General features: G+C 43.9%; 9 protein-coding genes. 8 read left to right on the top strand and 1 reads right to left on the bottom strand.

The features are described 5' to 3' along the window. Positions 1-145: 145 nt before the first annotated feature. Entirely contained in the window at positions 146-1846 is a 1701-nt protein-coding gene (locus OCU77_RS10575) for an FAD-dependent oxidoreductase (RefSeq protein ID WP_048900684.1), read from the top strand. A gap of 220 nt (positions 1847-2066) precedes the next feature. On the opposite strand, the gene OCU77_RS10580 is transcribed toward OCU77_RS10575, so the two are convergent. Further along, positions 2067-3749, bottom strand: coding sequence for a wax ester/triacylglycerol synthase family O-acyltransferase (locus OCU77_RS10580; RefSeq protein ID WP_048900685.1), 1683 nt, complete (start codon positions 3747-3749; stop codon positions 2067-2069). 461 nt (positions 3750-4210) lie between these two features. Between OCU77_RS10580 and OCU77_RS10585 the strand changes: the two genes are divergently transcribed. From OCU77_RS10585 to melA, 7 genes are all read left to right on the top strand, one after another. Then, positions 4211-6463, top strand: coding sequence for an acetyl-CoA hydrolase/transferase C-terminal domain-containing protein (locus tag OCU77_RS10585; protein WP_048900686.1), 2253 nt, complete (start codon positions 4211-4213; stop codon positions 6461-6463). Between the two features lie 273 nt (positions 6464-6736). Further along, positions 6737-7411 carry a transglutaminase-like domain-containing protein gene (locus OCU77_RS10590; RefSeq protein ID WP_107302500.1) on the top strand — a complete coding sequence of 225 codons (675 nt, stop codon included), beginning with the start codon at positions 6737-6739 and terminating at the stop codon, positions 7409-7411. Positions 7412-7762: 351 nt separating this feature from the next. Then, positions 7763-8785: a PTS sugar transporter subunit IIC gene (locus OCU77_RS10595; RefSeq protein ID WP_048900687.1), complete on the top strand. Its 1023-nt coding sequence runs from the start codon at positions 7763-7765 to the stop codon at positions 8783-8785. Positions 8786-9060: 275 nt separating this feature from the next. Continuing rightward, positions 9061-10074: a sugar ABC transporter substrate-binding protein gene (locus tag OCU77_RS10600; RefSeq protein ID WP_244915155.1), complete on the top strand. Its 1014-nt coding sequence runs from the start codon at positions 9061-9063 to the stop codon at positions 10072-10074. Further along, positions 10074-10829, top strand: a complete 756-nt coding sequence (locus tag OCU77_RS10605; RefSeq protein WP_048900689.1) for an ATP-binding cassette domain-containing protein — start codon at positions 10074-10076, stop codon at positions 10827-10829. Before OCU77_RS10600 ends, OCU77_RS10605 begins: the two co-directional genes overlap by 1 nt. Next, positions 10829-11815, top strand: coding sequence for an ABC transporter permease (locus OCU77_RS10610; protein WP_048900690.1), 987 nt, complete (start codon positions 10829-10831; stop codon positions 11813-11815). The genes OCU77_RS10605 and OCU77_RS10610 overlap by 1 nt, the downstream gene beginning before the upstream one ends. A 66-nt stretch (positions 11816-11881) precedes the next feature. Further along, a complete protein-coding gene (melA, locus tag OCU77_RS10615) occupies positions 11882-13243 on the top strand; it encodes an alpha-galactosidase (protein ID WP_048900691.1) in 1362 nt (453 codons plus the stop codon). Positions 13244-13246: the final 3 nt, after the last annotated feature.

Here is a 13246-nt window from a genome sequence, read left to right on the forward strand (position 1 = left end):
CGCCAATACCCTTCTAATAAATAGCTTAACCTGCCATTTAAATTAGTCAATGCTAATTAAGTTAAATTTAAATTAGACAAAGCTAAAATTAAGTTTTACAGTGAGAAACAGTTACGAAAGTTAAAATATAATATCAGGAGTGAGTATGACTAAGATTGTGATTATCGGTGGCGTTGCAGGCGGTGCATCTGCAGCAGCTCGCGCACGTCGACTAAGTGAAGACGCAGAAATCATCATGTTTGAACGTGGTGAATTTGTTTCTTTTGCCAATTGTGGCCTGCCCTACCATATCGGTGGTGATATCCAAGATCGTAGTAAACTCCTGCTTCAAACACCCGATAGCTTTCTCGCGCGCTTCAAAGTTGATGTTCGTGTCATGAACGAAGTGACCAGTATCAACCGTGAGCTAAAAACAGTCACAGTCAAAAACCTACTCGATAATAGTGAGTACACCGAGAGCTATGATTTTCTGCTACTAAGCCCGGGCGCGGGCCCTATTGTTCTGCCAATCCCAGGGGTACAAAACCCGCTGACGCATAGTCTTCGTAGCATTCCAGATATGGACCGTATTCTCCAGACCATCGAAACCAACAATGTTGAGCATGCAACCGTAGTAGGTGGCGGTTTTATTGGTCTTGAAATGATGGAAGCTTTCCACCAACGAGGCATTAAAACAACCTTATTAGAACTGGCTGACCAAGTGATGACCCCTGTCGATAAAGAAATGGCCGGCTTCGCTCACAGTGAAATTCGAAACCATGGCATCGATCTACGCTTAGGCGTTGCTTTATCAGGCGTTGAGTATGTACCAGAGACCCACATCGCAAGCGAAGATGCGGGTGAAAATACCCAACATCAGCATATCAATGGCCACCTCAACCTTACGTTGAGCAATGGGGAATCGTTAAAGACTGATCTACTGATTATGGCGATTGGCGTTCGCCCTGAAACCACACTTGCAAAGAATGCGGGGCTCAAAATTGGGGATCTAGGCGGCATTTGGACAACCCCTAACCTACAAACCAGTGATCCTGCAATTTATGCCGTGGGCGATGCTATTGAAGAAACAGATTTTGTTACAGGCGAGCAGACCATGGTGCCACTAGCAGGCCCTGCGAACCGACAAGGCCGGATGGCAGCAGATAACATGATGGGCAGAAGTGAAAGCTATCAAGGTACGCAAGGCACCGCGATTTGTAAGATTTTTGATTTAGCCATTGCTTCCACGGGCAAGAATGAGAAACAGCTGCTACGCGACGGTATTGATTTTGAAAAAGTGTATGTCCATACCGCCAGCCATGCGAGCTACTACCCTGGCGCCGAAATTGTGTCTTTCAAAATGCTGTTTGACCCAAAAACAGGCAAAATCTTAGGCGCACAAGCCGCAGGTAAAGACGGTGTTGATAAGCGTATTGATATTATGGCTGTCGCACAACGTGCTGGAATGACAGTCGAACAACTTCAACACCTAGAACTAACCTACGCGCCACCATACGGCAGTGCTAAAGACGTGATCAACCAAGCTGCTTTTGTTGCTAATAACATCATTAACGGCGATGCCACACCTATCCACTTTAATGAAATAGACCAGCTAACGGATAACCAAGTACTACTTGATGTGCGCAACCCAGCTGAACTGGAAAATGGCTATATTGCAGGTGCATTGAATATTCCGGTAGATCAACTTCGCCACCGCATGCACGAACTACCGAAAAACAAAGAGATCGTAATTTATTGTCAGGTAGGTTTACGCGGTAATGTGGCCTACCGTCAGCTCGTCAATAATGGCTTTACAGCGAAAAACCTGATTGGCGGCTACCGTACTTACATCACTGCCAAGCAATAAGCTAAATACGTAAAAGTACAGTACTGATCAGCGGAAACATAGATAAGGAGTGATATGTCGCTCCTTGTTTATATTTGTATAGAGGAATAATACGCAAAAAAAAGCCGCAGCCAAAGCCACGGCAAACGCTAGAATAAAAGTGATGGTAATTTCATAAAGCGCGATTTGATAGAGCGCTCTTTCGTGAAGCACTCTCTCTAAAGTGCTTCAAATATCAGAGTTAAACTTCCATAGCTCGAGATTGTGTCGCATTACCTTCCTTAATTGGAAGGGGGTCTATGTCTTGATTAACCGCCTCGACACTTGGATCAATCTCAATTTGAGACGATAATTTGGCTGTCAGTGCCGCTAATTGTTTTTCAAGCTCTGCCACTTTATGCTGCTTTTCACGCAATAAACGCTCAAACTCTTCATCTTCAGGTGTTAAAGACTGTTGCGCAGCAGAAACAGCCACTTCGATCGCCAACTCTTCTTCATTTGGCTTATCAACACGCTCACCGACTTCAAAACAAGCCGCTTCAAATATCTCTTGTTGTAGTTCTTCAAACGCTTCTTGCATGTAATCTGCAATCACTTCAAAACCCGGTAACGATTGGCTACAAGCCACTAATGAGTAATACATGGTGTCGCCATTACTGAAGAAAGTAATATTGAGCGTTTGTCCCGGCATAAGCACAGACACCGGGTACTGCTGCTGTACTTTTGCACCCATGAAGTAAAGTTGTTCTTTTTCCCCAGGAACATTAGAAATCAGCAAGTTAGTGGTGGTCGGCACATAATTATTAACGCCGAGCTTGCCTGTTATCAAAGAGATACCATTCACCAACAAAGAGTAGTTAATGTAAGCATCGGGGGAGATAGCCAAGGCTTCACGCTTAAGATCATTAGTCGCGGTTTGAATCGCCTCTAGACGCTGTAATGGCGTAAGGTTCGGACGACCCAATTCCACATTACCAATCGTCATTTTATTACCATGACCCGCAGTCGATTCTGCTTTACTGCGTAAGTTAATTGGCATCATAGCAATAAGCGGTTTGCGTAATGGCTGCGCTCTATCATTCAAATAACGGTTTAGCGCAATATCCGATACCGTGTAGAGAACATCATTCATCGACGCACCTGTTATCGTGCGTAAATGCTTAATTTGTTTGATCGAAAAATCGCCTAGGCTCAGTGCACGATTACGCTGAGGGTTGGCATTAAACGGCGTTTTCGGCGCAGAGAAAGGCAAGGCTAAATCACTGTGACCGAGATTGACGGCTTTCATTGCCAGCTTAGTGCCTAAGCGGAACATAGATGGCAGTAGAGAAATCTGCTTCGATGCTTTAGTCACAGTTTTCATGACCATTTCGGTCAGGTGATGTTCCTGCTGACGCTGCGACGATGTCTTACGTAAATCATGTTGCCATAATGGCGCATTAAAAGATTCTTCAATATCAGGGGAGCAACTAGAGGTAAACATCTTACTTGCTCGAATACCATCAGCAACCGCATGGTGCATTTTCATCATTAATGCAACACGGTTTCCTTCTAGGCCATCAATCACCCATACTTCCCATAGCGGTTTAGCACGGTCAAGTACCTGCCCATGAATGCGACCCGCCACTTTTTGCAATTGTGCATCGTTACCAGGAGCTGGCAACATAGTAAAACGGATATGATCTTCGATGTTAATACTTGGCAATACATCCCAACGGGGTTTGCCCGTCATACCCCAATTCAGCTTCCAGTTAAAAGGCTGACACGCATCTGGCTTTTGTAAAAAGCTCGCATAAACATTTTGCGCATAATTTGCCGCATCCTCTTTCGGCGGCTCTAGAATGATCAGCCCAGAAACATGCAGAGGCGTTTTCGCTGACTCGAAGGCCACAAAACTAAAATCCAACAGCGACAAGCTCGGCATAAATGATCCTTTTTATTCCTATAACAAATTGCTGTCTTTACGGTAACAATGAATATTAGATCATTCTTTCTAATTTCTTTCCTTGTACTGTGCTGATGTCACAAAATCACCCGTAAAATCGACTACTAACCGCTTTTAGATTTCAAGCAATATCAAGTCGTGATTTATATCACGCAATATGAAAGCACCTATCCGTCACCCCTTTATTTATAAGCACTTCAATAAAAACAACCGGGCTAAATCACTGATTGAAACTATTGCAATATGCGGCTAGCAACAAGCGATACATACTCCACAGTATGTGCAGAAAGGATGTGACTGGAGTCAACAAATTGCATAAAGAACAGTGTATCACTCAAAAATAGAATGAATGCTCTATTCTTTCTTCCAATAATAACAATTTAACAACAAACAAAAAATATTACTGCTCATCGCTAATACCGATAACAAAGGAATGTGATATGTCTGTACTTGAACTCGTTGAAACGCATCCTGCTCATCTTACGCCTCTCATGGCGGGCAACTCTGTATCTCATACAAAACCACCAGCGACTGTTTTCGATCACCACGATGATCTTGTTGATCAAGTTATTGCTACGGTAGGCAAAAAGATCGTATTAGGACTCCCACTTGCGATCGGTAAACCTATTGCTTTCGCTAATGCCCTTTATCTACGAGCAAAAGAAGATCCTTCTATATCACTCACTATCGAAACAGGCATCACATTAGAAAAACCAGCGGGTAAATCAGCTTTAGAGAAAAACTTCCTGCAACCTTTTGTCGATCGTGAATTTGCCGATGTCCCTGACATCGAGTACATGAAAGACATTCGCAGTGGCAATTTACCGCCGAATGTCCAAGTTTGTGAGTTTTTCTTCAAAGCGGGCAGTTGTTTGAATTCCAAACAGCAACTCAACTATACCAGTACAAACTACACCCATGCAGTTCGCGATCTCCTTGATAAGAAAGTAAATGTTATCGCACAACTGATTGCATCACGTACTTGTGACGGCGTAACAACCTACAGTTTATGCAGTAACTCTGACTTGGGTTTAGACTTAATTCCTGAATTAGATAAATTAAAAGCGGAAGGTAAACCTATTGCTGTTGTGGGAGAAGTAAATACCAACATGCCTTTCATGTATAACCACGCTGAGCTTCCTTCTAATGCCTTCGATTTTGTTTTAGACGCAAATAGCAAAGCCGATCACCAAGACTATGCCATCTTTGCTGCACCGAATATGGCTATTTCTCCAGAAGATCATTTGATCGGTTTATACGCCAGTACTTTAGTAAAAGATAACGGTACCTTACAAATTGGTATTGGATCACTCAGTAGTGCACTCACCTACAGCACGCTCGTGCGCCACCAACACAACACTGAATACCAACAGATGTTGAAAGCCTTAAAGGTCAAAGAGAGATTCCCGATCACTAGCCTTGTTGGTGATACTGAACCTTTCTATCATGGCTTATACGGCTGTAGTGAACTCATGGTCGATGGCTTCATGCACTTGTATCAAGCAGGTATTCTAAAACGACAAGTCTTCGAAGACGTTGCACTGCAACATTTATTAAATAACGGCAAAATCACTACCGACGTATCTATTTCTACACTATTGACCCTTTGTGACCATAAGATCATCACGCCATTCCTCACCGAAGAAGACGTCAATTACTTACTAAAAATTGGCGTATTGAAGCCCGAAGTTTGCTATCGCAACGGTACCCTGATAATTAACGGGCATAAAATTACAGCCAACTTACACGATGCACAGTGCCTTCAAGACATCAGTAAATACTGCTTAAACGATAGCTTACAAGGCGGCATTGTCATGCATGGCGCTTTCTTTATCGGCCCACAAGAGTTTTATCAAAACTTGCGTGACTTAACACCAGAGGAGCATGAGCATTTCTGCATGACAAGCGTGAACTATGTCAATGACCTCTACGATCATATGCTTGGCAGTCAGAAACTAAAACAAGTGCAACGTCAGCATGCCCGCTTTATTAATTCAGGCATGATGGTAACACTCGATGGATCGGTTGTTTCTGATGCACTTGCTAATGGCCAAGTTGTCAGTGGTGTGGGTGGCCAATACAATTTTGTCGCGCAATCGCACCAACTGCCTGATGCTCGTTCAATCATTAAAATCCGCAGTACCTGCGTCCGTGGCGGTAAGCTACAGTCGAATATCTTGTTCAACTATGGCCACACCACAATTCCGCGCCAACTCAGGGATATTGTTATCACCGAATACGGTATTGCGGATTTACGCAGTAAGCCGGATCACGTGGTTTACACCGAACTCATTAAAATTGCAGACTCTCGCTTCCAGCAGCAACTTTTATCTGAAGCCAAAGCCGCAGGTAAAGTCGCGAAGGATTATCAAATCCCTGCTGAGTTTGCGAACAATACACCGGATTCAGTCAAAGCCTTCTTGGCCCCCTACACCAAACTTAACTGGTTCCCAGCCTTCCCATTTGGTTGTAGTTTTACCGACGAAGAACTAACAATAGGTAAAGCGCTTAAAAAACTGAAAAAGGAAACAGCTAGCCCTACTGGTAAATTACAAGCTATCGCCCGCTCACTCGTAGTAGGAAAACCAGATGAAGAGCAAAAATGTTTATTAAAACGTATGCGCCTTGATGAACCAAAAACACTCGAAGAACGTATTACACAAAAACTATTACTGAGTGCGTTCAAACATTAATGAAATGATAGAAGCAATGTAGGTACTGTTATGACGAAGAAGTACAAGGAAATTGCCCTGTGCCCCTATGCGGCCATTTGGGGCTGTATGAAGTGCCCTGTCAAGCGTGTGTGCCCAGGCAAAACAACCATTGGCGACAAACCAATACAACCCATAAAGCGTAAGCGCTAACCATAATGGAGGAGGCAATGCCTCCTTCATTTGTTTTCAGCAAAATAAAACAACTCACCTACACTTAACACATCTGACCACTTATAGCGGACTCCTATTGCAATGGAAGCATACTTACAAGCGACCCCGTATTTTGACTATCAGAACCCACTTATCGAACAGTTATCTCGCCAAGTAAGTGGGGCTAATGATCGTGAAAAAGCAGTCAGTATTTATTATTTAGTGCGCGATGGAATCAAATATAACCCGTATACATTAAAAGATGGGTTAGGCAGCTTGAAGGCCAGTTATTGCCTTGAGCATCACCAAGCGTTTTGTATTCCCAAATCAGCCCTAATGGTGGCCTTATGTCGAAAACATGAGATCCCAGCCCGTATTGGTCTTGCAGACGTGATCAATCACCTTTCAAGTCCCAAGTTGATTGAATGGTTAAGAACCGATTACTTCGCAATGCATGGTTATGCTGACGTGTACATAGAAGGAAAATGGATAAAAGCGACACCTGTTTTTGACCAAGACTTGTGTACAAAATTTGGCGTACACCCACTCGACTTTGATGGTAAATCTGACGCTATCTTACAGGCGAACACTGCTGACGGTAAAAAGCATATGGAATACGTTAAGCAACACGGAACATTTGACGATATGCCCATCGCTTTAATTTTACAAACTGTAGAAGCCGTCTATCCGCATCTACTACAAGACTTTGCAACTGCGTTTACTCAACCCTCTCACGATAAACAAACAGCCTCAGAATGGAACCCTAAACAGGATTAATTATTTATTATCAAGAACATGAAGCAGCTCAAAATTCAAACAGATCATCTATGATAGCTTAACATTCAAGATGTAACATTTACTCACGCTTTCTGTAACACAATGGTGACCTTTATGAGCAGCCGTTTTACTACACAATTGCGATACGAGAATTACTATCGTCTTTGAACGATAATGTGCGCTGGCAGTCTGTACAGCACTCAGCAATTCCTCCCTCACACCACGCTTCGTTTCCACCTCCATATTACGGTGCCCGATCCAGGGTAATTCTAAAGACCTTCCTACTCTGCGGCGATATGCCTCGTCTCGCCCAATTATTTACACCGTAATCAGTAATGGTAAGGAAATCATATGGAAATTTTAATGGGTATCGCTGCGTTATTAGCAGCTTTATGTTTATTCTCACTGTTTAGTTTTAAAGCCCCTAATGGAAGTGCTGCAATGAGCGGTTTAGCCGATGCGGCTATCGCGACTTTCTTAGTTGAAGCTATTCATAAATACGTAATGGGGAATTTGTTTGGCATCGGCTACTTAGCCGAATTCGGTAACATGGTTGGGGGGATGGGAGGAATCGCCGCTGCAACTTTGGTCATGCTCCGCATGGGTATCCAACCTGTTTATGCCATAGTGACAGGTCTTGCGATGGCAAACCTTGGTATTCTTGAAGGCTTTATTGTCGGTTATCTGTTCTCTTTCTTTGTCCCTCTTTTCAAAAAGTATTTACCAGAAGGGGTCGATGTCATCGTGGGTGTATTAACACTAGCCCCACTTGCCAGACTGCTAGGTATCTTTATTAGCCCGGCTTTAGAAATGTTAATGGGAACGTTGGCGAATATGATCACAGAGGCAACCTTACTATCGCCTCTTGCTATGGGCTTTATGCTCGGCGGGCTAATTAAAATGGTATGTACTTCACCACTCAGCTCAATGGCACTTACCGCGATGCTTGGCTTAACAGGCTTACCTATGGGGATCGCAGCAATGGCGTGTGTCGGTGGTTCTTTTACCAATGGGTACATTTTCCACAAACTAAAACTGGGTAAATCAAGTAACACTATCAGTGTAATGTTAGAACCATTGACTCAAGCACACATAGTGACACGCAACCCTGTACCTATCTTCATGTCAAACTTCATTGGTGGTGCTTTTGCAGGCACAATTGCTGCCTACTTCGGTATTGTGAATGATGCTCCTGGCAGCGCAGCGCCAATTCCAGGGCTACTGGCCTCTATCGCTTTCAACGCACCACAAACGCTATTTATGGCAACCGTTGCCGCCGCATTTGCAGGTTTACTTGGTGGAGTGATCGGCCATCAAATCTACAAACGTGTACTGGCGGAACGTATCCCTCTTCAGCAATTTGCAAATGGTTAATTTAGACCAAGTAAATAGATTCAAATAACCCAAAAGCCACTCACTAAATATGAGTGGCTTAAATGTTCCTGCTCACCGCTCATTCCCCTCTCGCCTATACCGTAACGACATACCTTAAATACACCACACACATAACCATATTGAGAATAAGGTCAAATTTCACAACAAAATCATGACACCAGATCTTATTTCCAGTGCTTTATTTTGATTTACCTGCTGTTTGATAGGAGTATTATGCGCAATTAATGCATATGCCCCAATGGAGCACCAACTTTATGAATATGATTGGAACATTCCTCTACAAACTAACTTCTAAGCAACGTGCTGCTTTAATCGCCTTTGCTTTCTCCGTCACATCTATGTCTGCCATTGCTGCGCCATCAGGTAAAGATATGTCTATTTGGTTTGATGTGGGTGGGCCTGTGGGTGGACCTTACGCTACCGTGGTTCAAAACGGAGCAGTGCAAGCGGCCGAAGATTTGAGCGTTGATTTACGTGTGGTTTACTCCGATTGGCAGCCTCAAAAAATGGTTGAAAACTTTAAGCAAGCACTTGCTGCTAAACCAACAGGTATCATTGTCATGGGGCACCCTGGTGATAGCGCATTCGAACCATTAGTTGATGAGGCGTTTAGCAAAGGAATAAAGGTGACATCTGTTGATACCGCTTTGCCAGAAACAATGGCGGCACAGCAATCAAATGGATTTGGTTACGTTGGCGTCAATAACGCAGAACGCGGTATATACCTTGCTAATCAAGCGCTACGCGACGGTAAATTTAAAGCCGGTGATCGCGCTATGGTCTGGGGAATAAAAGATATTGCAGAACGCAGTGATTCAACTCGCGGTATCATATCTACGCTTGAAGAAGCTGGTGTAAAGGTTGATTTTATTCAGATTTCACCTGAAGTAGACAAAGACCCATCACTGGGCACCAGTGTACTTTCCGCATACCTTGCACGTACACCAGACGTAAAATTAGTCATGGTCGACCACGGTGCCTTAACCTCACAAATGGGTAACTTTTTGCGTAACGCAGGTGTTCGTCCAAACGAATTATTTGTCGCTGGCTTCAGCCTTTCTCCAGCCACTGCAGATGCAATTAAAACAGGCTATGTTCAGCTTGTTGCTGATAGCCAACCTTACTTAATGGGTTACTTATCTGTTGTGCAAGTTGTGCTCAGCACGCGATACGGTTTTTCTGGTTTAGATATCAATACGGGGGCAGGTTTCGTTAATGCCGCCAATATTGACTTTATTGCACCATTAGCTGCCAAAGGCGTTCGTTAATGGTCAACACTGTGCTTGAAATTTCGGGGCTGAACAAATGGTTTGGTCCCGTCCATGCGTTAAAGAACATTCAGTTTTCTCTCGAACGCGGTGAAGTGTGTGCCCTGCTAGGCGATAACGGTGCAGGAAAGTCAACCTTAATCAAATTAATCAGCGGCGTTGAAGCAGTAGATCAAGGACACATGACAATCAACGGACAGGCGGTCGATATCAAGCATTATGGTGTCAAAAGCGCGCGCCAGTTGGGCATTGAAACTGTTTACCAATCAGGTTCACTGGGTGAACAGCAAAGTGTATGGCGTAATTTATTTCTTGGCCGCCACCTGCGGAACAAGCTAGGTTTTATCGACCAAAAAGCAGAACGCCAGCAAGCGACAGCCTTACTCAGTAAACTCGACTTTCGTGGTGTGGGTGCCAATATCGAGACCCCAGTTAATTTACTATCAGGCGGAGAACGACAGGGATTAGCCATTGGACGCGCAATGTTATTTGATGCCAAGGTCGTGATCTTAGATGAACCAACTACCGCACTCTCTTTAGGCGAAGTAGATAAAGTACTGCACTTTATTGAAACCCTAAGAGAGCAAGATCGCGCTTGCTTGCTAATTACGCATAACATGAATGATGCATTTCGCGTCGCAGATAGATTTGTCGTTATGGATAGAGGTCAAATCGTCGCGCAGCACCATAAATCAGACATGACGCAAGAAGCATTACATAAAGCTCTACTTGATGCCGTTGGAAGAGGTGCCTAATGCTATCCTTTTTCGCTCGTCATCGAATTCCAACCCTGACTGCATTAATATTAGTCATATTGTGGTCACTCTTTACTTACTTAAGTCCGCAAACTTTTCTTCATCTGCGTATTTATACGTCATTCATGTCAACCATCCCTTTCACTGCGATGCTCGCCTTTGCGCTCACATTGCTGATTATTGCGCGTGAAATTGACATGAGTTTCCCTTCTGTTGTTGCACTTGGTGGTTATGTTTTTGCCTCGTTATTTAAAGCGACACAATCGCCACTAATTGCGCTTGCTGGTGCAATAGCAGTAGGTACCCTTTGTGGTGTGTTGAACGGTTGCTTAGTGGTGATCTTTCGCATCCCGTCCATCATAACGACCATAGGCACCCAGTTTTTCCTTGGTGGTTTAACCACGGTATTGGCCGACGGTATTGCGATAAGCATGCCAGAGATCCGTCAAACCGGTCTTCACAGTATTATGGTTGGTCGCATTGTCGATGTGATCCCAGCGCAAATGCTGTGGGCATGTGTGTTATTGCTTGTACTTTGGTTAATACTGGCTTGGCACGTATTTGGCGACAACGTCAATTTCATTGGTGACAACCCAAAAGCGGCTGAAATGATGGGGGTTCCTGTCGAACGAACCCGCATGCTGTTATTCATGCAGATGGGGGCAATTTCGGCCTTAGTGGGGGCTTTTGTCAGCATTGAAATGAGCAGTTGGTGGCCTAACCAAGGCCAAGGCTACATGCTACTTGTATTTGCATCTGTCTTTATTGGCGGAACTTCAGTGCTCGGAGGCAGAGGTACACTAATGGGCACGCTTTTTGGTGCCTGCATTATAGGTATTCTTGAAGCCGGTATTATCAGCGCGGGCTTAGCTGGTTTTTGGACGCGTTTAATCTACGGCGTCATCATTCTACTTTCGCTCGTTATACACAGTATCTTACTCAAACAGCATGCTGGTTCATTTTCGCGTTTATTTTCTTCTCGTTAATCAGACGTATTGGCCTAATTTTCCATTTTTATTTCTGTTTTTGTTTTCATAGTAAAAGGATTCGTTATGGCACAAATTACTATCATTGGGGCGGGCAGCGTAATGTTTACCCGCCAAATTTGCTCTGCCTTGTTGTCCTACCCTGCGCTTGCTGGCTCAACGATCACCTTAATGGACATTCAACCTGAAGTGCTTAAACGCAGTGGTCAGGTTGTCGCTAAAATGATTGAACAAGCCAACTTACCTGTCACAGTGAAAATGACAACTAATCAGCGTGATGCTTTACAAGGTGCTGATTTTGTTATTAATGCTATTCAGGTAGGTGGACTTGAACCATGGCGACTAGATGTCGATATTCCAGCTAAATATGGCGTGATTCAAGAAGTTGGCGATACCATGGGACCTGGCGGTATTTTCCGCGCACTACGCCATATACCGCCTATGCTATCGATATTAAAAGATATGGAGCAAACCTGCCCGAACGCCATATTTATCAACTATGCTAACCCTCTTGCACCTCTCACCTGGGCTGCAAAAGAGTTCAGTAAGATCACCACTGTTGGGCTTTGCTACGGTGTTCGCTATACCGTCGCTCAACTCGCCGGATATTTAGGACAAGGCCCTTGGGTTGATCATCCATCAACACCCGAGCGTTGGCAGAAGTTAATGTACCACCAAGTTCCTGAGCATATTGATTATGAATTTGCTGGCATTAACCACATGACGTGGATAACTAAGATGCAAGCTAATGGCGAAGATTTAATGGAAGCAATTCGCCAAATTCCCAATAACCCAGACGTTTATCAGGCGGATGGGGTACGTTGCGAGATGCTTAAATTCTTTGATTATTGGTGCACTGAAAACCACTGGCACTGTAGTGACTACGTTCCATATTTCAGAAAAAATGAACAGATGATTAATCACTTTCTACCTCTCCGCTGGAACCTATTAGCACTAGAGGAAAAAGTACATGCCGCAGGCAAAGCTGAGATAGATGCCCAACTTGCAGGTGAGCAAGACTTTATCATTAAACCCAATATGCTCAATGCTCCAAAACTCATTAATGCCATGATAAGCGGTGAACGCACACGCATTAACGGTAACGTCGCCAACCAACAAGTCGATGGTTTGCTGATTGAAAACTTACCGCAAAATTGCGTGGTTGAAGTGCCAATCTGGGTCGATAAAAGTGGCTTACAGCCACAATCAATGGGACAACTACCGACTCAATGTGCCAGCTTGATCAAAACCAATACTGCTGTTCAGGAATTAATTGTCGAGGCTGCGCTAAATAAAGACTTAAATGCTGCACGCTATGCCCTTGCATTAGACCCAGTGACCGCAACAGTTTGTACACTGTCAGAAATAGATGCCATGTTCAAAGAAATGGTTGAAGCACAGCAAGTTTGGCTTGAGCAATACCGTTAATGC

Origin of the sequence: Photobacterium swingsii (assembly GCF_024346715.1) — a bacterium.
Classification (GTDB): domain Bacteria; phylum Pseudomonadota; class Gammaproteobacteria; order Enterobacterales; family Vibrionaceae; genus Photobacterium; species Photobacterium swingsii.

Excerpts from the sequence above, each read along its gene's own strand:
- OCU77_RS10575 (WP_048900684.1), top strand. The coding sequence starts at position 146 with ATGACTAAGATTGTGATTATCGGTGGCGTTGCAGGCGGTGCATCTGCA.
- OCU77_RS10580 (WP_048900685.1), bottom strand. The coding sequence starts at position 3,749 with ATGCCGAGCTTGTCGCTGTTGGATTTTAGTTTTGTGGCCTTCGAGTCA.
- OCU77_RS10585 (WP_048900686.1), top strand. The coding sequence starts at position 4,211 with ATGTCTGTACTTGAACTCGTTGAAACGCATCCTGCTCATCTTACGCCT.
- OCU77_RS10590 (WP_107302500.1), top strand. The coding sequence starts at position 6,737 with ATGGAAGCATACTTACAAGCGACCCCGTATTTTGACTATCAGAACCCA.
- OCU77_RS10595 (WP_048900687.1), top strand. The coding sequence starts at position 7,763 with ATGGAAATTTTAATGGGTATCGCTGCGTTATTAGCAGCTTTATGTTTA.
- OCU77_RS10600 (WP_244915155.1), top strand. The coding sequence starts at position 9,061 with ATGAATATGATTGGAACATTCCTCTACAAACTAACTTCTAAGCAACGT.
- OCU77_RS10605 (WP_048900689.1), top strand. The coding sequence starts at position 10,074 with ATGGTCAACACTGTGCTTGAAATTTCGGGGCTGAACAAATGGTTTGGT.
- OCU77_RS10610 (WP_048900690.1), top strand. The coding sequence starts at position 10,829 with ATGCTATCCTTTTTCGCTCGTCATCGAATTCCAACCCTGACTGCATTA.
- melA (WP_048900691.1), top strand. The coding sequence starts at position 11,882 with ATGGCACAAATTACTATCATTGGGGCGGGCAGCGTAATGTTTACCCGC.